The 21,134-nt window shown below is 33.6% G+C and carries 31 protein-coding genes and 1 other RNA gene; 16 read left to right on the forward strand and 16 right to left on the reverse strand.

Going from position 1 to position 21,134, the window contains the following annotated elements:
• Together QI155_RS10515 and QI155_RS10520 are read left to right on the forward strand one after the other, a co-directional pair.
• Positions 1–598: hypothetical protein (locus QI155_RS10515; RefSeq protein ID WP_281321594.1), on the forward strand; the 598-nt coding region annotated here is incomplete at its 5' end.
• Positions 599–627: 29 nt separating this feature from the next.
• Positions 628–954, forward strand: a complete 327-nt coding sequence (locus tag QI155_RS10520; protein WP_281321595.1) for a hypothetical protein — start codon at positions 628–630, stop codon at positions 952–954.
• Positions 955–961: 7 nt separating this feature from the next.
• On the opposite strand, the gene QI155_RS10525 is transcribed toward QI155_RS10520, so the two are convergent.
• Positions 962–1,183 (reverse strand): hypothetical protein, encoded by a 222-nt coding sequence (locus QI155_RS10525; protein ID WP_281321596.1) that lies wholly within the window; start codon positions 1,181–1,183, stop codon positions 962–964.
• 165 nt (positions 1,184–1,348) lie between these two features.
• Here QI155_RS10525 and QI155_RS10530 point away from each other — a divergent pair, with 165 nt between their 5' ends.
• Positions 1,349–1,678, forward strand: coding sequence for a hypothetical protein (locus tag QI155_RS10530; RefSeq protein WP_281321597.1), 330 nt, complete (start codon positions 1,349–1,351; stop codon positions 1,676–1,678).
• 214 nt (positions 1,679–1,892) lie between these two features.
• On the opposite strand, the gene QI155_RS10535 is transcribed toward QI155_RS10530, so the two are convergent.
• Complete coding sequence (locus QI155_RS10535) at positions 1,893–2,117, reverse strand: hypothetical protein (RefSeq protein ID WP_281321598.1); 225 nt, start codon at positions 2,115–2,117, stop codon at positions 1,893–1,895.
• Between the two features lie 75 nt (positions 2,118–2,192).
• Between QI155_RS10535 and QI155_RS10540 the strand changes: the two genes are divergently transcribed.
• Positions 2,193–2,984: a nuclease-related domain-containing protein gene (locus tag QI155_RS10540; RefSeq protein WP_281321599.1), complete on the forward strand. Its 792-nt coding sequence runs from the start codon at positions 2,193–2,195 to the stop codon at positions 2,982–2,984.
• Positions 2,985–3,474: 490 nt separating this feature from the next.
• Here the strand turns inward: QI155_RS10540 and QI155_RS10545 are convergent, their stop codons facing one another.
• From QI155_RS10545 to QI155_RS10565, 5 genes are all read right to left on the reverse strand, one after another.
• The gene (locus tag QI155_RS10545) at positions 3,475–4,413 is read right to left on the reverse strand and encodes a ParM/StbA family protein (RefSeq protein WP_281321600.1); all 939 of its coding nucleotides are present in this window, start codon (positions 4,411–4,413) and stop codon (positions 3,475–3,477) included.
• 15 nt (positions 4,414–4,428) lie between these two features.
• Complete coding sequence (locus QI155_RS10550) at positions 4,429–5,166, reverse strand: hypothetical protein (protein WP_281321601.1); 738 nt, start codon at positions 5,164–5,166, stop codon at positions 4,429–4,431.
• A gap of 3 nt (positions 5,167–5,169) precedes the next feature.
• On the reverse strand, positions 5,170–5,544 hold the full coding sequence (locus tag QI155_RS10555; RefSeq protein WP_281321602.1) for a hypothetical protein: 375 nt from the start codon (positions 5,542–5,544) through the stop codon (positions 5,170–5,172).
• Between the two features lie 3 nt (positions 5,545–5,547).
• The gene (locus QI155_RS10560) at positions 5,548–5,955 is read right to left on the reverse strand and encodes a hypothetical protein (RefSeq protein WP_281321603.1); all 408 of its coding nucleotides are present in this window, start codon (positions 5,953–5,955) and stop codon (positions 5,548–5,550) included.
• A 179-nt stretch (positions 5,956–6,134) separates the two neighbouring features.
• Positions 6,135–6,392 carry a hypothetical protein gene (locus QI155_RS10565; RefSeq protein ID WP_281321604.1) on the reverse strand — a complete coding sequence of 86 codons (258 nt, stop codon included), beginning with the start codon at positions 6,390–6,392 and terminating at the stop codon, positions 6,135–6,137.
• Positions 6,393–6,648: 256 nt separating this feature from the next.
• Here QI155_RS10565 and QI155_RS10570 point away from each other — a divergent pair, with 256 nt between their 5' ends.
• Positions 6,649–6,915, forward strand: a complete 267-nt coding sequence (locus QI155_RS10570) for a hypothetical protein (protein ID WP_281321605.1) — start codon at positions 6,649–6,651, stop codon at positions 6,913–6,915.
• A gap of 16 nt (positions 6,916–6,931) precedes the next feature.
• On the opposite strand, the gene QI155_RS10575 is transcribed toward QI155_RS10570, so the two are convergent.
• The gene (locus tag QI155_RS10575; protein WP_281321606.1) at positions 6,932–7,207 is read right to left on the reverse strand and encodes a hypothetical protein; all 276 of its coding nucleotides are present in this window, start codon (positions 7,205–7,207) and stop codon (positions 6,932–6,934) included.
• Between the two features lie 292 nt (positions 7,208–7,499).
• On the opposite strand from QI155_RS10575, the gene QI155_RS10580 reads away from it, so the two are divergent.
• The gene (locus tag QI155_RS10580) at positions 7,500–7,697 is read left to right on the forward strand and encodes an HU family DNA-binding protein (protein WP_281321607.1); all 198 of its coding nucleotides are present in this window, start codon (positions 7,500–7,502) and stop codon (positions 7,695–7,697) included.
• 17 nt (positions 7,698–7,714) lie between these two features.
• On the opposite strand, the gene QI155_RS10585 is transcribed toward QI155_RS10580, so the two are convergent.
• Positions 7,715–7,894, reverse strand: coding sequence for a hypothetical protein (locus tag QI155_RS10585; protein ID WP_281321608.1), 180 nt, complete (start codon positions 7,892–7,894; stop codon positions 7,715–7,717).
• Between the two features lie 416 nt (positions 7,895–8,310).
• On the opposite strand from QI155_RS10585, the gene QI155_RS10590 reads away from it, so the two are divergent.
• The 8 genes from QI155_RS10590 (at position 8,311) to ssrA (ending at position 11,163) form a co-directional block, all read left to right on the forward strand.
• Positions 8,311–8,436 (forward strand): hypothetical protein, encoded by a 126-nt coding sequence (locus tag QI155_RS10590; RefSeq protein WP_281321609.1) that lies wholly within the window; start codon positions 8,311–8,313, stop codon positions 8,434–8,436.
• Positions 8,433–8,582 (forward strand): hypothetical protein, encoded by a 150-nt coding sequence (locus QI155_RS10595; protein ID WP_281321610.1) that lies wholly within the window; start codon positions 8,433–8,435, stop codon positions 8,580–8,582. The genes QI155_RS10590 and QI155_RS10595 overlap by 4 nt, the downstream gene beginning before the upstream one ends.
• Positions 8,583–8,761: 179 nt before the next feature.
• Positions 8,762–9,319 (forward strand): nucleotide modification associated domain-containing protein, encoded by a 558-nt coding sequence (locus QI155_RS10600; RefSeq protein ID WP_281321611.1) that lies wholly within the window; start codon positions 8,762–8,764, stop codon positions 9,317–9,319.
• A complete protein-coding gene (locus tag QI155_RS10605; RefSeq protein ID WP_281321612.1) occupies positions 9,291–9,533 on the forward strand; it encodes a hypothetical protein in 243 nt (80 codons plus the stop codon). The genes QI155_RS10600 and QI155_RS10605 overlap by 29 nt, the downstream gene beginning before the upstream one ends.
• Before the next feature lie 170 nt (positions 9,534–9,703).
• Complete coding sequence (locus QI155_RS10610; RefSeq protein ID WP_281321613.1) at positions 9,704–10,066, forward strand: hypothetical protein; 363 nt, start codon at positions 9,704–9,706, stop codon at positions 10,064–10,066.
• Positions 10,067–10,078: 12 nt separating this feature from the next.
• The gene (locus QI155_RS10615; RefSeq protein ID WP_281321614.1) at positions 10,079–10,297 is read left to right on the forward strand and encodes a hypothetical protein; all 219 of its coding nucleotides are present in this window, start codon (positions 10,079–10,081) and stop codon (positions 10,295–10,297) included.
• A 13-nt stretch (positions 10,298–10,310) separates the two neighbouring features.
• The gene (locus QI155_RS10620) at positions 10,311–10,793 is read left to right on the forward strand and encodes a hypothetical protein (protein WP_281321615.1); all 483 of its coding nucleotides are present in this window, start codon (positions 10,311–10,313) and stop codon (positions 10,791–10,793) included.
• 90 nt (positions 10,794–10,883) lie between these two features.
• Positions 10,884–11,163, forward strand: a transfer-messenger RNA (tmRNA) gene (gene ssrA / locus QI155_RS10625).
• Positions 11,164–11,169: 6 nt separating this feature from the next.
• Here the strand turns inward: ssrA and QI155_RS10630 are convergent.
• From QI155_RS10630 to QI155_RS10655, 6 genes are all read right to left on the reverse strand, one after another.
• The gene (locus QI155_RS10630; RefSeq protein WP_281321616.1) at positions 11,170–13,749 is read right to left on the reverse strand and encodes a DEAD/DEAH box helicase family protein; all 2,580 of its coding nucleotides are present in this window, start codon (positions 13,747–13,749) and stop codon (positions 11,170–11,172) included.
• A 2-nt stretch (positions 13,750–13,751) separates the two neighbouring features.
• Positions 13,752–15,806, reverse strand: coding sequence for a site-specific DNA-methyltransferase (locus QI155_RS10635; protein ID WP_281321617.1), 2,055 nt, complete (start codon positions 15,804–15,806; stop codon positions 13,752–13,754).
• A gap of 42 nt (positions 15,807–15,848) precedes the next feature.
• The gene (locus tag QI155_RS10640) at positions 15,849–16,055 is read right to left on the reverse strand and encodes a hypothetical protein (protein WP_012546436.1); all 207 of its coding nucleotides are present in this window, start codon (positions 16,053–16,055) and stop codon (positions 15,849–15,851) included.
• A 1-nt stretch (position 16,056) separates the two neighbouring features.
• Positions 16,057–16,500, reverse strand: coding sequence for a PIN domain-containing protein (locus QI155_RS10645; RefSeq protein ID WP_021013196.1), 444 nt, complete (start codon positions 16,498–16,500; stop codon positions 16,057–16,059).
• A gap of 25 nt (positions 16,501–16,525) precedes the next feature.
• Positions 16,526–17,209: a DNA repair protein RadC gene (gene radC / locus QI155_RS10650; RefSeq protein WP_281321618.1), complete on the reverse strand. Its 684-nt coding sequence runs from the start codon at positions 17,207–17,209 to the stop codon at positions 16,526–16,528.
• Positions 17,210–17,571: 362 nt separating this feature from the next.
• Entirely contained in the window at positions 17,572–17,784 is a 213-nt protein-coding gene (locus QI155_RS10655; RefSeq protein ID WP_012546825.1) for a DUF2283 domain-containing protein, read from the reverse strand.
• Positions 17,785–17,820: 36 nt separating this feature from the next.
• On the opposite strand from QI155_RS10655, the gene QI155_RS10660 reads away from it, so the two are divergent.
• Both QI155_RS10660 and dpdA read left to right on the forward strand, forming a co-directional pair.
• On the forward strand, positions 17,821–18,486 hold the full coding sequence (locus tag QI155_RS10660) for a hypothetical protein (RefSeq protein ID WP_028842891.1): 666 nt from the start codon (positions 17,821–17,823) through the stop codon (positions 18,484–18,486).
• A gap of 11 nt (positions 18,487–18,497) precedes the next feature.
• Positions 18,498–19,739: a tRNA-guanine transglycosylase DpdA gene (dpdA, locus tag QI155_RS10665; RefSeq protein ID WP_281321619.1), complete on the forward strand. Its 1,242-nt coding sequence runs from the start codon at positions 18,498–18,500 to the stop codon at positions 19,737–19,739.
• Between the two features lie 409 nt (positions 19,740–20,148).
• Here the strand turns inward: dpdA and QI155_RS10670 are convergent.
• Positions 20,149–21,134 (reverse strand): TaqI-like C-terminal specificity domain-containing protein (locus QI155_RS10670; RefSeq protein WP_281321620.1); only part of this gene is annotated, 986 nt, incomplete at its 5' end.

The following is a 21,134-nucleotide window of genomic DNA, read 5'->3' on the forward strand; positions in this document are numbered from 1 at the left end:
TACTCCTATTACAAGTCCAGGAAAACTTCCAAAAACCGAAACGCAGACTCTTAAAATGGATGGCCCTGGGTTAGAGTCAAGGCTGGATAATGTGCTTGGGTTACCGGAAGGTAAATATAAAATCTTTAAACAGGTAGAAAACAAAATTAATACTGGCAAGCAGGGAATTGAGCAAAAACTTGTTGATATCAGAAAGGAGGTTGAGCCTTTTATTAAAAATCCATCCGGAGATCCGAAGGCAGTTCCCATTGCTGTGAATCCAGAATTTATAAAATCTCCTAATTACGAAAATTTCAGAGAAAAGTTATCTACCTTTGATAAATCATTCACTGACATAAGGGATGCACAGGAATTTGTAAGGCATAATCCATGGTTACTTGGAACTCTTGAAAAATTAAGGGAGAGTGGGGTTAATCCTGAAGTTATAGCCCCTAATCTTTATAAAGCGTATAAAACTATCAATACTCCTATTACAAGTCCAGGAAAACTTCCAAAAACCGAAACGCAGACTCTTAAAATGGATGGCCCTGGGTTAGAGTCAAGGCTGGATAATGTGCTTGGGTTACCGGAAGGTAAATATAAAATCTTTGGTAAATAATTTTAAAAGTTCACAATGATGGAGGTTATATGAATTTATTGTGTGGTTTTTATTATGAAAAAGGACTTGCATTTATTATTAAAGTCACCGATGAAGAATATAATTCTTTGCCTGACGAGATAAAACCAACAACTCACATAGATAAAGAGAATGACAAACAGGTTCTACTTGATTTCAATTTCATCAAATTACCCCTTACTTTGTTTTCTGAAGAGAAATTACCTGAAGAATTTGAACTGATATTTTTAGCATATAGAGAGTGGGAATTTTATTGTTCAAAAATAATATCCAGTAAACTTACAAAAGAAATGATTATAGAAGCAAGAGGAATGCAGAAGGCGTTGGAAAATTTTTAGTTTAACTCTATCTGTGATAGGAGTCGTAATAGTCATCTTCATAATCATAATAAATATTATCTGGGAGAAAACTATAAGAGGGGTCTAAATGTTTTCTGTAATAAAAATTATTTGGATAAGAATCCTCGGTTATTGATTCATTATTTATTTCACTCTTTTTATCAATTTTTAGATTATTTTTCTCTATCTCCTCTCTCATTTTTTGATAAGCCTCTTTAACTATTTTCATTTTACTCCTCCTTTATAAGTCTCCTTAAACATATATTACTCTCATAATTTTGTTCTGTCAAGGGGTAATATTTAAACATAATAAGTTTAGTAGGCTTTGCCGAATAAACCTACCAATCCGCTTTGAGCGGAAATCTTATTTTCCCATCTGAGGAGGAATTTATTTATGTTCAAGTATGGTCTTTATCTCCTTGACGGAGAACAAAATGTTTTTAAAGAACAATTGGTTCCTGTAGAAGGGATGCTTTATATCCCTGGAACCAAAGTGGTTGCTGTCTGGGGTGAATTACAGTATAAGGGCTCTACACTCGTAGAAAATCTTCCCTATAAGGAAGAACAGTTTGATGAAAATGCTGTTGATACTCTATTGAAAAAAATAATTAAAAGATTAAAAGACAGAGTTGATTTTATTGAATCCCTGCAAGGAGGGCAAAATGGCAATTCAGCCAATAAACCACAAAAATCTCAAGCAATATCTATCACACAAACCCCATAATTCAGCGAATCAAACTAATAAAGTTTCCATCTGGAACAAAATTATTGTTGTAATTATTGCATTATTCTGGCTAATAGGCTTTTCTATGACCTATTAATTTTAGGCAGGCTAATGCCTGCCTTTTTTACTATCTTAAACGGAGGCTTGAAAATGTTGAATTATCTCAAAGAATTATCTAAAATAATCTGTATGAACGAAAAAATCTATATCTCTTTCAATATTGAGAAACCAGCATATCAAAAGGATTAGCAAAAAATCTTAATACATTTACCGCCTGCATCAAGCTCAATCCATTTCTCATACATATTTCAACCATTTTTTCAGCAACATCTTTTCTTCTTGTCGCATAAGTGAAAATAAAGCTCTCAACGGGATTTATATTCTGAAGTGGTATGGTTACATTATATTCATCAAATATCTGGGAATAAAAATCTTGCATTTCTGATACCTCCATATGTTTTATATGGCTATATTACCCTTGATTAATCTTTTTCAAAAGTAATATTTTATTAAAATGATGGAACCACTCAATCACAGAAACATCTCAAAATTCAGACCTGCTCCCCTGTCAGGCATTCAGACTACTGATTCCCCTGTTGAAATTAAAAAGGAGTCCATTCTTGAGAAAAAAATTCAGGAATCAGAAGCTGAAAAAGAAAAAGCCACCAGTGAAGCATTAAAATTCGGGGGTATAGCCTTCCTAATTCTATCTGGTATCGGACTTATTACGCAGGTTCCAGGATTTTTCATTGCAGGTGCTGTTTTTCTCGGTATTTCTTTTTTGGTCATGCTATTTTATGGATTGTCTGATAATACCGTCACTTTAAAGGCTGGATTATCCGGGGAAGAGGCCTTAAGAGATAAATTAAGAGAAATCCTATCCAGTGATTATAAGGTTATTTATAATTATCCAACCCCGCATGGTGATATTGATGCTCTTGTTGTTGGTCCGACAGGAGTTTTTGTTCTTGAAGCAAAAAATCATAACGGCTATATAACTGTTGACGAAAATGGCTGGCATAGACAGAAGGTTGGACAGATGGGGACAGTTTATGATGCCTCTATCGGCAATCCTGAAAAGCAGGCAAAGAAAAATGTCTGGTTTATCAGCAATCATCTTAAACAAAAAGGAATAAAAGTCTGGGTTGACTACTTTGTGGTGTTTACAAACCCTGAAGTAAAACTTGAAGTTAAAAATGGAAACAAAAGAATTATTCATATTGACGAACTGGATAAAGTCTTTAGTAATTTAACAAAACTTGATAATCAAACAATAGATAACGTTTTTAAGGCTCTTAATTCCTAATTTCCCCGGGATTAAAAAGATTTTTGCTTATACCCTCCTTATTGTATCAAAAAGTAATATTCTATTGAGCAATTTTCAGTAGACCTGCCGAAAGAAAAAATTTTTTAGAAATAATCCTGAACTAATTGACCAGTATGAGAAAAATGAAAGAGAAAAACTTCTAACTTTCACTCAATCTGTTAAGAGGAGAGGTTGATTTAATAGTATTGTAGCAGTAAGTATCTTTATAGGGATGGAAATAGCCTGTAATGGGATTCCAGGTGAAATTACACCATTCTATTGAGGTTTTGTTTATTATGATATTTTAAAGAAAATCTGGCTTAATTGTTCAATATAATTTCTACTTTTTAATCTTTTAAGGCGGGACAGACTGACTCTGGATTGCCTGCCCCCTTCATTCCCCTGGTCTCCCAGAGTCCGCGAGGGTAGTTGGCCAAGCTACCAGCACCAGGGTACTCTCGTGGTGTTCATTGATTCTCCCATAATAATATTACCCTTTTTGTTCAATATAAATTTTATACCCCCTTGCATTTGCAAACTGTGGCTCAGGTAAAACTATGGCATCCTCAAGTATGTTTTTCAGATAAACTGCTCCACCACCAGCTACAACTATAGCCTTAATTGAATCCAGGTTGAATTCCTCATTCCTCAGAAAATTAGCATACTCCTTCAACTTTAAAGTAACTTTTGGAATATAATAATCCCTTAATATCTCTGAAGCATCAAATTTATATTCCCTGCCAAAATATGTAAAACTCCCTTTCTGCAATATAACCTCTGCTATCGTATTGTTAACAAAATCACCATACCTGTTTGATACCTCATCGCATATTTTTGAAAATAAAACTTCCATACCAACTGGATAACTCTTAGCCGTATGAGAAATAAATTGACCCTTGTCTATAAAAATAACGTCAAGAGTATAGTATCCTATGTCAATCACTATTACACTCTGTCCCTGATAGTCAGGATTATTCACAAGAAAATCAACATAAGCTCCTACTCCTTGAGGGATAAATGAGATTTTATCCGGCACTGGCAGGAATGTTTTGTTAAGTTTTAACTCATTCTTTTCAAGTGCATTCCTTAGAAGAATTATCTTCCTTTCATTAAAAAGTGCAGGAGGTAATCCGAGAGCGATTCCTGATAAATTAATATTTCTTTTGTAAATCTGACTTAAACAGTATCCAATTACAGCAAAATATTCATTGCTACCTACGAATTCTTTGTTCACCTTCCATGATGGAGTGGTCTCTGGTCCCACAAGATACTCCTGTCCATTAACTGAGATGACTTCTGGAGCTCTGTTAAAAATTTTTTCAGAACGAACATGTTTTGATACAGTAGTCTGAAAAATCAAATTTTCATTGTTGCTTCCAAAAACTACTTTTGTAAAACCATATCCAATATCAATGCCTGCAAAAGCCATAATTTATCCCCCTTTCTATAAAATGTTCTTTAATTTGCTTTTTGAGAAAATTTTGTTAATTAGATTAATACTTGATAGTTCTCTCAATATTGATTCGGATTCATTTGAATCAAATTCAAAACTTCTACCCTTTCTGTGATTGATTAACAGGAAGGAAATCTCAAAATAGTCTTTCTTCCATTTTGCAGTATCTTCACGCTTATATATTTTTTTGGAAATCTGAAGCTCTACATGAGGATATTTTTGAAATAAAATCTCTTTGATTTTTCTGTAACTGTCCATTAATCTGAAATCAATCTCAAACTCTTCATATTTGATCCCATGCAGAATAGTATCTCCAGTGAAATAAAAAAGAACCTTAGCTATTGCAGTCCTGTGATTACCCTCTCCAGATATGTAAATTTCATCATTGATTTTCGTATAGTGCATATCAGGTTCTTTTCTTTTATTTTCAAAATAATAATCTTGATTCTGAGCAAGAAGGGCGAGATTTAAATGCATTCTTTTCCCCACCTTTAACATGTCTATCCATGTTATTCCATGATTGTAATCAGGATGAGCAGTCCCAACCACTCTAAAAATATTTACAGATTCACTGTCTGACCAGTAATGTGAGGTTGCAAATTGTTTTAAAAAGTCAATATCAGGAAAAGGCTTTATGGGTTCATTTAAAATGCAATCCCTTTTTTTAATTTCCTTTATTACCATTTCAGGATTTGATGCAATATAGAGATGAGGTTTATCAGGGTTCATTTTCTATTCTCCTTTAAAAAGGTTATTTACAGAACCAAAAACATTTTTCAAGGATACAGATAAACCACCAGAGGACTGCTTTTCAGGTTTGTTTTTATCTGGAGTATCACCGTCATGTGTAGCTGGATCATTAAGCTCTGTTTGTTTATCTTTTAAGAGTGTTTTTTCATCTTTTTTCTCAACCATATCTTTCCATTCTTCATTTATTCCCGAATTGCTTAGCTTTTCAGAAGGTATCTGCATAACTCGAGATACACTATAACGAATTGCATCTACAACAAAAATCGTTCTCATGCTCTTAGGAACACTCTCAAGTATCTTTATCACGTCAGCATGATGAGTCTCATCAAAAGAAAAACGAAAGATAATCTTGCTCATCTTTTACTCCTTTATAGGTAAATAAAGAGGCTTATTCATTATCATCAACATAGCCTCATATACTGCTCCTCTTATCTGAGCTAATGAGAGGTTATATTTTGAGAAAAGCAATAAAACTCTTTTAGTAAAATTATTGTTCACAATTAGTTCATCTAAAGTCTTTTTCCTATCAAGAGGCTTTAAATAGAAATTTCTCCCAAGTACTTCCTCAGAATCCAGATATAAAAAGGCATCTAACCACTTAAATATACTTGTTATAGAAGCGTTCTCCTCTTCTGCAATTTTTACAATCTCTTTGGCTATCTCTTCACATCTAACGGCAACAGGACAGGTAGAACTGTCATATGGAATCCTCCCCTGACAGAAAGAATCTCCGTAAATCTCATACATGTCCTGCCAGAATTTGTTCATTTTTACCCCCTAAAAAAATTTTTTAATTCTTCAAAAAATATTACCTTTCATTTATAAAAAGTTCAGTATAGCTAAGAAAAGCTCTGTATCGCTCACAAAATAAAAGAAAAGCTCAGCCAGGACAAAATTAAATCATAATTAAAATCCTAACCGAGCTTTTCTGAACTTTTATTGACTATTTACAGCTTTACCTTACTTTTCCTGACAAATTTTCTGGCAGGAGTGCCATTGGGGTAAAGGTGAAGTTCTTTGTCTTCCAGATACCAGATTCTTCCACAGTTTATGCAGGCATACATTTTTGAAAAGTAATTACCTTTAAATTTTCCGTTCTTTATCCTGTCAAGTCTGGTGGGGCAGTCATATTTTTCAGCCTGATAGAGGAAGCCACCACAACAGGGACACCGAAATGAAAAGTCATATTCGGTGCTTCTGGGCATAAGACCTCCTTGAAAGGTTTTTTTATTGGAATATTACAGGTTGGAATAAAAAAGTAATATATAAATAGCTTTAGTTAAGTAGGATATCCGAAAAATCTTCATCATCTCCCAACAAGGGAGAGCATTCTCTTACCCTCCGGAGAGAATTTTCCCTTGTTGGGGGAATATATTCTCCAAAATTTTCTCTCCGTGGGGATTTCATCCTGTAAAAAAGCCGTCTTTGATGGTTTCCATAAAAACCTCATCGGAGGGGAAAATGAAAGAATTAATTGAAATTGAAAAGCATGGTAAATACGGTGCAACCCTGTATTTTGCAACTGATAACTGGAAGGTCAGAGAAGGTCTTATTTTAGCCTATGAAAGACTAAGAAAATCTTCTTATGACCCAGATTTTGTAGATCACAACATATTCTGTGGTCTAAGAATTTTTGTAGAAGGAATAGGCTCTGAGAGAATAATGCTTATTCGGGAAGTTAAAGAAATTGTAAAAAAAGCAGTAGAAGAAACTCTAAAAAATTTTTAGAATTACAGGAGAGGGATTATCCCTCTCCTTTTTTCATTTGAGATTCTTTTTCTGCATATTCTACAAATTCAAGGAAATCCTTTAATCTCTGTTTGGCTAATTTTTCGGCTTCCTCAAGAGTATAACCATCCTGCAGATAAGCCCTTAAAAACTCCATCTCCTGTTCTTCTCTGGTTGTGTTTTCGTCACCAAGATTGATTATTCTGTAGTAAAATCCAGTTTTAACCATATTTTCCACAAGAACCTTCTCTATGTCATTAGGTTTATACTTGAAAGCTCTTTCTGCTGGCATATGTGCCTCCAGTTAGATTTACTATCAGAGAGCCATGCTCTCTTTTTTTATTTTACCTTTCTTGTCAAAGATCAATTATCTTACTTTCATTATATATACAATGCATATACTTTGTCAACTCCTTTATTTTCCCTTGACATTCAAAGAAAAAACTGCTATTGTTTTATATGAATCTTTGATTTTAAAACATTTTTTAAACGAAGGGAGGTGAAAAGCAATGACTAAAGCCGAACTTGTTAATGCAGTTGCAAAAAAGCAGAACTAACCAAAAAGGAATCAGCTCAGGCAGTTGATGCCATTATTGAATCTATCACCGAAGCACTCAAAAAGGGAGAAAAAAATAACTCTTGTTGGATTCGGAACTTTCTCAGTTACAAAAAGAAAAGCCCGCAAAGGTAGAAATCCAAAAACAGGTAAGGAGATAAAAATTCCTGCAACTAAGGTTCCAAAGTTTACTGCAGGCAAAATTTTGAAAGAGGCAATTAAATAATTATTCATGCAGACAGGTTACTCATGCCTGTCTGCACATTCATACTCCCTTATTATCTTTGCAAATGCCTCTCTGGCAAGCTCTGTTACTGTTCTACCCTGCTTTTCTGCTATACGCTTAAGTTCATTCGCTACCTGTTCAGTGACTCCAATGTGCAAAAGAACATGTCTTTTTCTTTGTTGTTTTTTTGGTTTCATATATTCATTGTATACATTTTAACATAGGTTTTGCAAATTTTCTTTTCAAATGGTAATATAAAGATAACTGGAGTTAAGTAGGAGCTTGCCGAACAAAATATTAAACTTTCTTCCTTAAAAGGAAGATTTTCTCAACTTTTTTCTTTTCTTGAGAGTAGGCTATGTCGAATTTTTTTAAAACCTTTCACTCTGAGAGGGTAAGGGAATTTTTCAATCTTTTAACCATTTTACCATTTTTTTTCTGACATAACATATAAATATTTTATATGTTATCTTTCTCGGGTAATATCTTTTTATGGAAAAAATAAAATCTGACTCTCTTATTGACCTGTTGCTTTCTTTCCCTAAAAGGGACAGGGTTAACATACTTAAAGGGATACTGATGCAGCTAACTGAATCTGAAAGGGTGTCCATCTATGAGAAAATCGTTCATTCTTTTTCTAAGGGGGAAAGGAAGAAGCACTTTCAGATTATATCCAGCAGTCTCATCAGTAAAACTCGGTGGAGACATATTGACAGGTGGATGGAGACAGTATTTATGAATAATTATGATTACACACCTTATAAAGTAGCAATGATGGCAATGAATTATTACAGAGTTAATCGCAAGATGAAGCCATTTATGATAGCCCATGCACGGAGGGTAAAGAAGAGGGTTTACTATAAACTCAAAAGCAGAAAAAAATGAATGTGACGATAAAAGTTATCAGTAAACTGAAAAACTTTAAGGCATTTTTTAAAAACTCCGTATTTTGTGATTAGGGTAATATTTTTATAACAAATTTAAGTAGTCCTACCGAACAGTTAGTCAAATTCAATCAACTCACCAGTGATGGTGAGGCAGGAAATAATATCAGGAGGGGAGAAATGTTAAGAATTGATTTATTAAATGAGATAGTGTTTCCGATAGAAGTATTAACGAAAGAAGATTCAAATTATGCAACTGACTATTTAGAATTACGAAAGGATTTAGGGAAAGTTGTTTTTGTAGTTCAGGGTTTTAATAATTTTAGCATTTTAAAAAAATTTTTGAAAGAAAATGCTCAATGTTATGAATCAACAATAAAAGATATTGTCAGGGATTGTTTTCTTGAGCTTTATTATAGGATTTATGGAGCTAAAGTTATAAATTTAAATTTATTGCATGAAATGATTTATCAAGTTAAGGAATTATTAATCAAAAAGAATACAGATTATGGAAATAGCTATTTTGAACTCAGGAAGGAATTTGGTAAGGTAGCATTTCTTGTAAGAATTGCTGATAAACTTGCACGGCTGAAGACACTGGTGAAGCAGCAGGCACAAGTAGAGGAAAGTGAGGAAGATACAATCAAAGATATCATTGGTTATTGTCTTCTTGAACTTTATTACAAGCAGTATTATGGAGGTGAAAGTAATGGGATGGATAAGGATAAAGAGTGGTAAGGACAAATTGTTATTGAATTCTTCAATGCAGTATTTTGCCTGCATCAATGAAGACAAAAAGATAAAGGTTTTGGAAGTTGAGAAAATTTTTGAGGTAGTGAAGGCACAGGGGAGAGAAATAGACAGGGAGGAGTTTGACAGGCTGCAGAAAAGCCAGAGGGAGCAGAATAAGAGATGGTGGAATCATAATAGGAAATTTTATCAGAAACAATAATCAAAAGCAATTAAAAATCACATTTATAGCCTCACAAACAGGATAAGTTAGCCCTCCTGTTTATGGGGCTTTTTTTATTTAGGGGTAATATTTAAATAACCAAATCAAAGTAGACCTGCCGAAAAAAATTTCCTCTTTTAGAGGAAAACAATTCCTGAAGGAGGGAAGTCATGGAAGTTATTGTCAAGATTAAGACAGAAGGGCTTTCAGTATCCAGAGAACTAATTTGCGATTACTGTAATGGAAATCTCTATACAGATTTCTACAAAGAGGAAGAGATATATGCGATTTTCTGGAAAGAGAGAGATAATCTTTATCTTGAGAAATATATTTGTAAGGATTGCTTTAACAGATATTTCAAAGGAAGTCAGGTAATTCCTTTTGAGTCTGCTGCTCCTGTTTATAAAAGGGCACTGGAAAGAGATTTCAAGAGGGACTGGCATGGGATAATAGCCCCCTGTTCATCTATAGAGAAATGGAGATTATTGCAGGAGAATCCATTCTTGATTGAACTGTGGGGAGAAAAATTTTAAAAGGAGAAAACAATGTTAACAAAAGAAGAAATAAAAAAAATCATAAAAGAATCTGCACTGATAATTCTTTTTTGTTATTCCTGTCAAAATTCGGAGAACTGTTCTTTATGGGAACAGGTTAGTGAAATAAACGAAGATTTTATAAAGGAGACTTTTGAATATGAACCTGAAGTTCAGTCTGTAGGGGCAGCAGTGAATTATTGCAAACTTTATCAACCGAAGAATAAATAAAAAGGAGGGATTTATGCACAGCAAAGTATTTGTATTAGCAAGAAGTGAAGAAGAAATAAACGAAGTTTATGAAAATGTATCTGGAGATGAAATAGTAGAGACAGTTGGAGCTGATTATGCTGTATTGGAAACTGAAGAGGAATTTAAAGACAGTATTGAGTGGTTAAAGGAAAACTACAGTTTATCTAACGTAGATTTAAGGATGGTTAATACGGACGATTATGGTGAAATTTTGGTAGCAAAGATAAGTAAAACTCAAATAGAAGAACTAATTGAAAGTTTAAAAAAGAAAAAGGAAAAAAGAATAGAAAAAGCGAAGGAAGCTCTTGAAAAAGGCGACCTGTGGTTAACTGCGTGGGAAGCTTATAACAGGAAGGGATTTTTCTTTGCTCTGGATGGTTATGGGATATTTAATGATGTAGAGTTACTTGACATGCTTGAGAGAGAAGAAATTGACAAACTTTATGTAATTCAGTCATTTGATTATCATTTCTAAAAAAGATCAACAGAAGAGAGGAGTAAATTCCTTTCCATCTTCAGAGATTTTAAGGAGGCATCAGATGAAACTTTGGGCAATAGAAGCAGAGGAGTTGGGGGTAAGCAAATGTGGTCATTGCAATTGGGAGACCTCAATATTTTATGTTCTTGCTGATAGCTATGGTGAGGCTATTAATTGGGCAAGGCGTCATAAATCAGAGCTATCCTAAGGCACAAACCCGATGCCTTAGGGAGAGCTAAGGGTTGTAGGAGCTTAGAGAGCCTGTGGAAGGGCGAGCTAACTTCCGAATCCTAAAACTTCCACTAAGCATGTAGATGCTTAGAAGTAGCACCTTCGGACGCGGGTTCGATTCCCGCCGCCTCCACCAAAAAGGCTATTCATTCTGTCCATTCCTTTCAAATTTATCTTCAATATCACTCCTGAACATTCCTGCAATCAGTCTTCCATCTCTTAAATACTGGAAAAATTCTTCATAACTAATGGGACTTAAAAAATGAAATATATACTTTTGCCTAATATCTGCATTCTCTAACTCTTTGTTCAAATCTGAGAAGTGCTGTTTTGCCCATCTAAGTTTTGCCTTATTTTCAATGGAATCATCACCATCTGTTTTAACTTCAACAACAATAATATGTTCTGTGTCTTCCTTTTTAATTTTTATAAAAAAGTCTGGATTAAAAAACTGATTCTTCTGAGGATGTTCTCCTTTACGCCATGAGTATTCAATACTGTAAAAACCCTGGTCTCGCGATTTTATCCAAGCATCAATCTTTTCAGCATTTTCTCGTTTGACCAATTGTTCAACAAACTTTCTCTCAGGCTCCCCTTTGGTTAATACAAGATCAAGAGGCGTCTTGAACAAGAATTGATTAATCTCTTTTTCAGCACTCTTAGGAAGACTCTCATCTTTCTTAACTTCTATAAGAATATCTTTTACCTCACCACTAATTTCATTTTCAAAATTATCTGTGTAAAAAACTGTTGCTCCGTGTCTTAAATTACCTACAGCAAGAGACTCTCTGTCCATACTATCTGTATTAATTGGTATCGGCTCACTAACCTTTCTAACATTAACTACGGTTTTCCCTTTTTTCCTTAGTAATGTTCCAAATGCCTGAAGTATCCTTTGTCTATTCTTTTCAACAAGCCTATCGCCTTTAATCCCCCTTCTATCCATAGATTTTCTTATGATGCTTTTTATAATATCCTTAGGTGGAAGATTATTTTTGGTATATTCACCATCAGGTAACTGGAGGATTCTGCCTTCCCAATCCCTTGTTTTGAATTCTTCATAAATCTTGTTTACAATTTCATCTACTGTATAAGTGTTATATTCAATTAGAGTGTTTTTAGAATAAATCTCACCGGCAAGACTTGTATATTCAGTGCCTTTTTCAATATCTTCTACCTGCGATATGAGTTCAATATATCCCTTTGTATAATCAAAAACTTCGGTCTCCTTTTCAGCTTCCTTTTCCTGAGGCTCTTTATCATAATTAATGTTATAAAGGGTAAAGTTATATTTTGCCCTCTCTCCTTCTTTTAAAACAGAGCTTACAAGCTTCATCTCTATTTCAAAAATCTCATCCACAAGCCCCTTTATACTTCTACTCCATGCATCATGGTTAAAAACCTTTACCCTCGGTTGAGGTGATTGATATTCAGGAGGTATTCTAAGTCCTCTTCCTAAAACCTGTGCAATAAGAAGCTTTGAATTAAATGCCCTATCTTCCCATGGAACAATCTGGAAGACATTTTTAACATCCCAGCCCTCTGTAAGCATTGATACAGATACAATCCATTCGGTAGGGTCTTCTTTACTATCTACATCTTTAAGTCTTGCTACATTTGCCTTATGTTCCTGTGCAGAGGTTACTATTAAAACCTTTTTTTCTATTTCTTCTATAGGAAGACCTTCTTTTGTAGATAAGAACTCTTTAAGATTCTCTGTGAGCCTTTTTGCATTAGTTATATCCTTTGTAATGAGGATGGTAAGAGGTTTAATTCTTCTATATTTATTCTGATTTTCTACATGATTGTCATATATCTTCTGGAATTTTTCATACTGATCAATACTTTCGTCCTTACTTACATAATCAACCATCTTTACTACCTTATCATCAACTGCCTGTCTTAGAGAGTATCTATAGATAACATCATTAAAATACTCATCTTCAATGTAGGCTGTTCCAGTAAAACCAAGCATATATTTAAAGTTATAATCAGAACTTAAGAGAAAATCTTTCCACTTCTTTATTGATTGACTCTCTTTATCCCTTCCTGAGACTTTGTTATATGCATGATGGACTTCATCGTTTAAAACGAGCACTCTCTCACCATTACCCATCAAACTGTCTTTTATTGATGAACCTGTTTTTTCATAAACAGCATGGATATTTTCAATACAGATGTCACCATCTTTGATTGTGCTGTTTGCATCAATTATGCGAGGATTTTTAAAAACTGCATCAAGTGGCAGTGTCTGTTTAAGTTTGCTATCACCACTTAATGAGATAAATTTTTCCATTAAGCCCTTTTCAATAGTAAGTGATGGGCAAAGAACAAGCACCTTATCAACAAGTCCTAATCCAAGCATCATCTGGGCAATACCATAGATTACATAACTTTTTCCTGTGCCTGTGGCAAGGTCTATAGTTGCTGAAAGTTTGTGAGGCAATTGAATATGATGAAAATATTCATCAAGGCTTCTATATCTCGTATGTAGCTCAGGATTTTTTTCCCAGTTTTCTTCCACTAAGTCCTCAATTGATTTATACCTACCAGATGCAAGATATACAATTGCATTCTCAATAGCCTCTTTTTGATACTGCCTATCACCGCAAAGCACATCAATAAACCTATCCCATATTGAAAGGTCAAGTTTTGTTGGGTCATAGGATTTGCTTACTTCTAATACAAGGTCTTTAGTCTTGTATGTCTTTATCTCAATCATGATTATTCCCTAAGCTGAAATACTTCTTTAAATTCATTACCGTAAATGTCAATGTAAATGACCATAACCTTGTCACCACACTCATCTTCCTTTATTGGAATAACTATTTTTTCCTGATGTGATAAATCCTCTTTTATTTCATCCTCTGTCTCGTTTTCTTTTTTATCTGGAATGAGATCTTCAGCAAAATAAAACTCATCCATTACAAATTCTTTGTCATTATAATCTTTATCAATAAGCACCATAGCAAGAGATTCAAAGTTTTCTAATTCATTTCCTGTTTCTTCTTCCAAATAATTTGAGAGGAATTTGGTTATATGGATTTCAAAATTACCGTTTTTCTTGACGAGCTTTGATTCAACATCTGGCTGTCTAATAAAATGAAAACCAATAGCATCATCAAGGTCATTGACATTTCTTTTACTCTGGGGCTGTCTGAATTTCTTAAACTGCACCTTGTGAAGTTCCTTTATGATTTGATAAGGCACCTTAAGGAAATAATATCTTGTCTTTTCTATCTCATGATAATCACTTATAAAGTCCACGTAATTTGCAGGCGCTATGATATAAAGCCTACCACCAATCCTTTTGCCAATATGTGAATGGAGATCTTCAATGTACTCTTCATCCACTGCTGCATCCTTGAACTGCCAGTAGGGATATATTAGGACATAATAACCATCCTTTTTCTGGCCATCTATCTTTATCCCAGCAATCTTTTTCTCTATGGGCTCAACCTCAAAGAGATTCATAACAAATTTAATATAATCATCTTTTTTAAGTTCAAAGACTTTTTTGAGATCATAAAGTCCTGTGTTGACAGTTATAAAACTCCTTGCCTTCTTCCCGTACTTCTTCTTTGGATTCTCTAAATCTTTGCTATCCTGAATAGTAAGAATCCTTTTCTGCATAGTGTAAAAGGCGAGCTTCCCAATATCACAGACAATCCAACGCCTGCCAAGTTTTTCTGCTACAGCAGCAGTTGTGCCAGAACCAGCAAAGAAATCAAGGACGAGGTCATTGGGTTGGGTAGTTGATTTAATAATTCTTTCAAGAAGTTGTTCGGAGTTTTCAGTGGGGTAATCAGTGGTGAAAGAATAGCCAGGTATGTCTGTCCAGTTTGAATCCAAAGGTTCTCCTTCTTGTGTAAGTACTTTATATATTGGTCGCCCTTTCGAATTCAATTTTATTAACCCTTCTTTTTCCATTTCAAATATTCGTTCTTGACTAAAAGTCCAAACGCGTCCCTTGGGAGGATATCGCATCTCACCTAATATAAATCGGGGTTCCCCAGTCTTTCTACCTCCTGACATTGAGTCCATAGAATGCCATTTTTCTTTTTTAGAATTTAGTGGTTTTCTATAAGGTTTGAAGAAATAATCGGATGTTTTAGAATACCAAAACAGATAATCATTTGCGGTTGGATATCTATTAGCTCCAAATCCTTTTTTTGTAATTCTTGCTACAATAATTTCATTAAGAAAGTTTTCCTTACCAAAAACCTCATCCATTATCACTTTCACATAATGCCCAAAGTGATAATCCTGCCTAACAAATATGCTTCCATCATCTGCCAATATCTCTCTTGCAAGTATTAATCGTCTTCGAAGAAACTCCACAAACTCAGCGCCTTTTGCCCTCGCACTGTATGCCTTCTGCCCTCTATTTGCATCATATTCATCACCTGTCCCAAAAGGTGGGTCAATATAAATAAGCTTTACCTTACCTTTTACCCTATCCTTAATCAGAGGATCTTTATTTTCGTAGACGGTTTTTAAGAATTGAAGATTATCACCAAAAACTATCATATTACGCCATTCTTTATCACCTGCTGGATGCTCATCACTATTGAAGACCTTTTCAACCTGCAATGGAACTGGGAAAACACCATCCTCATTAGCAAGAACATCTTCCTTCCGCATCTTGCCAGCATATACAAGCTCATATTCCTTTTGCTTTATAGGAAAAAGCTTATACTTATAATCTTCAGGTATCGGTTCACCTTTTTGGAGTTTTTCTATGAGAAATTGAATGTCATAATCTGTCAAATTTGGCATGATTTTATCCTATAGTTTTTCTTCATTTACACTTGAGAAATTTTACTTTTTCTCAAAATGCTCTTTTGCTTTTTTATATATTTCTTCCACTGTCATTCCTGCAAACAATTCATCCTGAATTTTCAAATAATCTCTCTTTTCATAGGTAATCAGAGAAAGAAATCTCAAAGCATCTACCTCTCCAAGAGTCTTGAATAAAATACTCAATCCTTTCTTTCTTATTTCCAAATCACTTGCCATTTCAGCCATTTTATTTCACCTCCATCTCTTCAATAAATTTTAAAGGGTTTATTACCCTAAGATTTATTTTGAGTTCAGATGTCTTCTTTATTAGTTTATCATCACAAGTCAAAAAATAGTTAGCTCCACCTTTCAATGCACAGGCAAGATGAATAGCATCTCTTGGTTTTATACCAGTAGCTTCAAATTCCTTTGCCTTATTAAAAATAAAATCATCTGGTGAAATAAATTCTTCAGCAAGAAAAAAAAGCATTTCTATTTCTTCTCTAATATCATTATGAGGATTCAAACTATTTTCATAGTCAATCATAAAAGACCACAAAAGAGAATATTCTCTATTTTTGATACTCTGTAATATAGAAAAGATAGCTATCGTTTCCAGTCTAATTCTTACTTGTGCTTGATCATCAAAAGGACGATTATAAACGTTGGTATCAAGATAAATTTTGTGCATAGCTTACTCATGCCTTATTAATTATCTAATTTCCCTTTAAATCATTCTTTTTTAACATCCCCTCAGCCTGAAAACTGTAGTAACCATTCTTACTAATTATAATATGGTCAATTACTTCTATTCCTAACATTTTACCGATTTCAACCAATCTCTTTGTTATTTCAATATCCTGTTTGCTTGGCTCAGAGTCACCAGAGGGATGATTATGAACAAATATAATCCCTGCAGCCCTGTCGCTTATAGCATCAGCAAATATCTCTCTTGGGTGAACAATACTATGGTTTAATGTGCCTATAAAAACAGTCCTTTTCTGTATTAGATTAGATGCACCATCTAAAGTAAGACTGAGGAAATACTCCTGCTTTTTATCCTTTAATTCTTCAGTTATTTTAAGGACATCATCAACATTTTTAATCTTTATTCCCTCTTTTAGCAGAAATCTCTTTGAAAATTCTATGGCTGCCATAATCTGACATGCCTTTGCAAGTCCAACACCTTCTATATTTTTCAGATTATCTAAATTCAAGTTATTGAAGTCTTCCTGAGTCAACTTTAAAATATCCCTTGCTACTTCAAAGACATCCTTGCCTTTTATTCCACTCCCAAGCAAGACAGCCAGTAATTCAAGATCAGATAATGCCTTCGCACCTTTCTTTTCCATCTTTTCACGCGGTCTATCAAAATTTGGTATAGATTTAATCTTTTTCATAAAAATATTCTAAAATATCTCACACTCCAAAGAAAATAAAAATAATCTCGTAGAGAGAAAAAGATAATCAAAAAAATGGGAAAGAGTGCATAAAGTTTTCATTGATAGCAACACTCTTATTGCTAAGAAATTTTTGTTTCTTTTCGTAAGTTAAACACCATAACCCAACAGATTTACTTTGATTTCCATTGAAGCCAGAGCAACGATATCAGGCGCTAATTGCATTTTAAAAAGTGTTATTATATTTTATGAGAAAATTACTTTTTGCACTGGGGCTTTTAGGATTGGCTTTCAGATTCACTAAATCATTGGTAGATATCGTTAGATGGATTGCCAAGAAAAGATAAGATAAATCTAAATTTTTAGGCTACCACTACCTCAACAGAAATTGATTTACTGATGCATAGAGTTTTACTAACATAGAGTTTTTCAATACCGATTACTTTTCCTTCTTTATCTTTCTTAAAAATTATTTTTTCTCCTGCTTCTTCGCAGATTACCTCATCTTCATGATTTCCAAACCAGATGTCAAGTGTATCTGAATCTTTGTTGTAGTACACTACTACTTTGCCCATATTACATCATCTTCCTTTACTTTATCTGTGGGGTAATTGGATGAATCATTTGGCAAAGTTGTAACGATGTCAACGATATCAAAAATTTTTGATAATTATAGAAAAGCCTTATATGACTCAAGATTGAGATATGAAGATTTGTATAAGGAGCGAGTAAAAAATGCTCAAGATTTTTATCAGAAATTTTTTAATAAACTAATCAAACAATATAAAACACTATTTTCTGATTTGGGTTCGCTTTATCAAATCAAAAAGCATATTTTGCAGTTTTTTGAAACAGATCAGATAGATTTTGTCGCCATTGACGGAACCTGTAGCAAAGACCCTTTTAAAGATTTCATTACCTTTTTTGGAGGAGCATATGGAGCAAAAGGAAGAATATCTCTTGAGGGAGATCCTCCAAAAGTTAAATATCATAAATGGGCAATGAATAAGGATGTTAGTATGGTTGCATATATTCCTATCCCTTTTGCTCAACTTTCGGATGTTACCGATACAAACCTTGCTGAGACTTTTATAGTTTCTGATGCAGATAGAATAGACCTCTCTAACATCCAAATTTTAATAATGCAATTGGCTGAAATCTTCTTGGCTTACAATGTTGTGACAAGCTCTACCTTAGAATCACCGAAATTATTAATGATGGACTTATCACTCAGTTCACTTATGGCAAGCGTGGCGGCAGAACCAACTGTTCCATAGGGTTTATTATTATGCTTTATTTCTTACCCAATTGGGAAGACAGATTAGACCCCAATTATAATTTTGAAACCGATACATTTAGTAGAGATAAGTCTGCAGCTTATGCAATAGATGTTTATGCTCATCAAATCTTTAAAAAACCACCATACAATGGAATCTTGATCAGCCTGGCAATTTTTAAAGACAAGATTAATCTAATATCTGATAGTAATGGTGGAAAACAGATCAGGCAATTTAAGTCCATAAAGGAATATTTGCGTATTAAAGAAGGTTCCAAACTTAAAGTTATGGGTGACTGCGGGGCTTTCAGTTACATTAATGAAGATGTTCCTCCTGAAGAGTATAAAATAGATAAAGTTTCAGACATATATCAAGCATTGGATTTTGATTATGGCGTATCTGTTGACCATATGATTCCTGATACTATTGTCAAAAACGAGAAAAAAATAAATCTAACAGAGGAGCAAAAAGAAGAAAGAAGACAGCTAACCCTTATTAATGCTAAAGAATTTATTGAATATCATAAAAAGAAAAATCTGAATTTCACACCAATTGGAGCAGTTCAGGGTTATTGTCCCGAAAGTTATGCAGATTCGGCAGCAAAAACCGTTGAAATGGGATATTCATATATTGGCATCGGAACCCTTGTGCCAAAATCAGACGATGAAATAGTTAAGATTATCAGAACTGTAATTAAAGCAATCAGCCATAGAAAGATCAAACTTCATCTTTTCGGTATTTTGCGTCCTCAGAAAATAAGAGAATTTAAAGCACTTGGAGTAACAAGCTTTGATAGTGCTTCTTTTCTAAGAAAATCATGGCTTAGAACTGGAAGAAATTACTTTACAAAAGATGGTAACTGGTATGCAGCAATACGAATACCATACGCTGAAAATCCTGTTTTAGTTAAAAATGCGTTGAGAGAAGGTTATTCAATAGCGGATATTAAGCAAATGGAAAACAACGCATTAAAGGCAATAAGACAGTATGCTAATAATAAGACATTAGATGTTGAAAGAGTATTAAAAGCTATTCTTGAGTATGATACGCTTCTTTTGAGAGAATATGACGGAAACCATCATTATGATAAATATATGAAGACTCTTGTTGATAGACCTTGGGAAAAGTGCAACTGTGAAATATGTAAAGAAATAGGCGTAGAAGTGATAATCTTTAGAGGCGCAAATAGAAACAAGAGAAGAGGATTTCATAATACTAAAGTATTTTATGAGTGCATTCTGAAAAATATTTAAAAATATCTCCCGAGTTTATCAATTCATTTTTGTAACTCATTGAAAATATTGGCTTTCACTTTCAAAAATTGCAAATTTTTGTACAACAGGAAGGTTAATTATTTTAAAGTTTTTTCTATATCGTGAAATAAACTTTTCCTTTGAAAATTCTAAAAACCAGATGGGCGACTCCGAATCTTTCAGAATCGCTATCTTAAATATTCTAAATCTCTTTTAATTTCATTACAAGGATTTTAAAGTTTTCTTTCATGTAATACTTTCGCCATTCTGCATCAACTTGTGGAATCATAGCTATATTCAAGCAGAAAATGGTTTGCAACAGGACATGTTTTGCAGTTTCTATCAAGACTACTACATTTGCAAAAAGAAAGATGAAGAATTCCAAAAAGAAAACAAGGAGAAAAATTAATTATCCCGACTTTTGTTCTATTATTTCAATTTCTTCAGGAGTTAACTTATAAAGTTTGTAAATAAGTTTGTCAATTTTAGTTTCTAATTCTGAAGTATTAGATGAACAGTCTTGACTTTTAAGTGTATGAATTTGGTCAACAAGAGACTCTATTTGAGAAATGAAATGTTTGTTTTCGTTTTTTATTAAAGGAATGGGAAGTTGTTCTAAAAAAGCTTTTTTATATCTAAAACCTTCCTCCCCAAGACCCCCGCCAGCAAAAAATGTTTTAAAAAAATAAGCAATAGGTTTAGAGTTTAAGAGTCCACAAATATATTTAATACTATCACCTGTCATTACAAAAGCAGTTGCTTCAATAAAATATTTATTTGTATCGTATGTAAATTGAGGCTCAGTAACAATTTCCTGCCACACAATTTTTTCTTTTTCAAATTCAGAGTAATAATCACAAGGTCTTAGCTCCCACCAATAGTCTCCCTGATCATCTCTGTTAAGTAATCCTTTTTTTCTTCCTTTAGGCGATGTTTTTAAAAATGAAGCTAAGTAATTATAAAGTGCTGGCAACGTGACCTTAAAATATTCCTCTGCATCCATGCTTCCTTTATTACTGTTAGTCCAACCAGCTGGTATAATTATCATCCACAATCTCGCCCAATTATAACAATATCTTCCAATATCTCTACCTCTTAAAATAGGCTTAATTAATTCCTCTGTTCTTTTTCTTTCGTTTTCATCTTTGCAGTTAGATAAAATTAAATCTCTTTGTCTTGTGTTTATTATAAAGGCTTCGTTTAAACCGGTTTTTATTCCATAATATATATTTACATCCCAATCTTTGAGAGGTTTGCCAATTCTTTCTATTTTTTCTTTCAACTTATACTCTTTTTGCGATAGAAATAGAAAAGATTCTTCTGATAAGGAAGTCATATCAGTTTCAACTTTTTTATCTGACACATAGTTAAATAAATTTCTATTATCGTTAATAT

Source organism: Thermodesulfovibrio sp. 1176, assembly GCF_029946585.1.
Taxonomy (GTDB): Bacteria; Nitrospirota; Thermodesulfovibrionia; order Thermodesulfovibrionales; family Thermodesulfovibrionaceae; genus Thermodesulfovibrio.

Coding starts and splice junctions, on each gene's coding strand:
- QI155_RS10545 (WP_281321600.1), bottom strand. CDS start 4,413: ATGGCTTTTGCAGGCATTGATATTGGATATGGTTTTACAAAAGTAGTT.
- QI155_RS10585 (WP_281321608.1), bottom strand. CDS start 7,894: ATGAAACCAAAAAAACAACAAAGAAAAAGACATGTTCTTTTGCACATT.
- QI155_RS10575 (WP_281321606.1), bottom strand. CDS start 7,207: ATGCCAGCAGAAAGAGCTTTCAAGTATAAACCTAATGACATAGAGAAG.
- QI155_RS10635 (WP_281321617.1), bottom strand. CDS start 15,806: ATGCCAAATTTGACAGATTATGACATTCAATTTCTCATAGAAAAACTC.
- dpdA (WP_281321619.1), top strand. CDS start 18,498: ATGCTTTATTTCTTACCCAATTGGGAAGACAGATTAGACCCCAATTAT.
- QI155_RS10535 (WP_281321598.1), bottom strand. CDS start 2,117: ATGCAAGATTTTTATTCCCAGATATTTGATGAATATAATGTAACCATA.
- QI155_RS10520 (WP_281321595.1), top strand. CDS start 628: ATGAATTTATTGTGTGGTTTTTATTATGAAAAAGGACTTGCATTTATT.
- QI155_RS10565 (WP_281321604.1), bottom strand. CDS start 6,392: ATGCCCAGAAGCACCGAATATGACTTTTCATTTCGGTGTCCCTGTTGT.
- QI155_RS10570 (WP_281321605.1), top strand. CDS start 6,649: ATGAAAGAATTAATTGAAATTGAAAAGCATGGTAAATACGGTGCAACC.
- QI155_RS10595 (WP_281321610.1), top strand. CDS start 8,433: ATGAATAATTATGATTACACACCTTATAAAGTAGCAATGATGGCAATG.
- QI155_RS10605 (WP_281321612.1), top strand. CDS start 9,291: ATGGGATGGATAAGGATAAAGAGTGGTAAGGACAAATTGTTATTGAAT.
- radC (WP_281321618.1), bottom strand. CDS start 17,209: ATGAAAAAGATTAAATCTATACCAAATTTTGATAGACCGCGTGAAAAG.
- QI155_RS10525 (WP_281321596.1), bottom strand. CDS start 1,183: ATGAAAATAGTTAAAGAGGCTTATCAAAAAATGAGAGAGGAGATAGAG.
- QI155_RS10555 (WP_281321602.1), bottom strand. CDS start 5,544: ATGAGCAAGATTATCTTTCGTTTTTCTTTTGATGAGACTCATCATGCT.
- QI155_RS10600 (WP_281321611.1), top strand. CDS start 8,762: ATGTTAAGAATTGATTTATTAAATGAGATAGTGTTTCCGATAGAAGTA.
- QI155_RS10530 (WP_281321597.1), top strand. CDS start 1,349: ATGTTCAAGTATGGTCTTTATCTCCTTGACGGAGAACAAAATGTTTTT.
- QI155_RS10620 (WP_281321615.1), top strand. CDS start 10,311: ATGCACAGCAAAGTATTTGTATTAGCAAGAAGTGAAGAAGAAATAAAC.
- QI155_RS10640 (WP_012546436.1), bottom strand. CDS start 16,055: ATGGCTGAAATGGCAAGTGATTTGGAAATAAGAAAGAAAGGATTGAGT.
- QI155_RS10540 (WP_281321599.1), top strand. CDS start 2,193: ATGATGGAACCACTCAATCACAGAAACATCTCAAAATTCAGACCTGCT.
- QI155_RS10615 (WP_281321614.1), top strand. CDS start 10,079: ATGTTAACAAAAGAAGAAATAAAAAAAATCATAAAAGAATCTGCACTG.
- QI155_RS10645 (WP_021013196.1), bottom strand. CDS start 16,500: ATGCACAAAATTTATCTTGATACCAACGTTTATAATCGTCCTTTTGAT.
- QI155_RS10590 (WP_281321609.1), top strand. CDS start 8,311: ATGAGAAAATCGTTCATTCTTTTTCTAAGGGGGAAAGGAAGAAGCACT.
- QI155_RS10550 (WP_281321601.1), bottom strand. CDS start 5,166: ATGAACCCTGATAAACCTCATCTCTATATTGCATCAAATCCTGAAATG.
- QI155_RS10580 (WP_281321607.1), top strand. CDS start 7,500: ATGCCATTATTGAATCTATCACCGAAGCACTCAAAAAGGGAGAAAAAA.
- QI155_RS10630 (WP_281321616.1), bottom strand. CDS start 13,749: ATGATTGAGATAAAGACATACAAGACTAAAGACCTTGTATTAGAAGTA.
- QI155_RS10560 (WP_281321603.1), bottom strand. CDS start 5,955: ATGAACAAATTCTGGCAGGACATGTATGAGATTTACGGAGATTCTTTC.
- QI155_RS10610 (WP_281321613.1), top strand. CDS start 9,704: ATGGAAGTTATTGTCAAGATTAAGACAGAAGGGCTTTCAGTATCCAGA.
- QI155_RS10655 (WP_012546825.1), bottom strand. CDS start 17,784: ATGGGCAAAGTAGTAGTGTACTACAACAAAGATTCAGATACACTTGAC.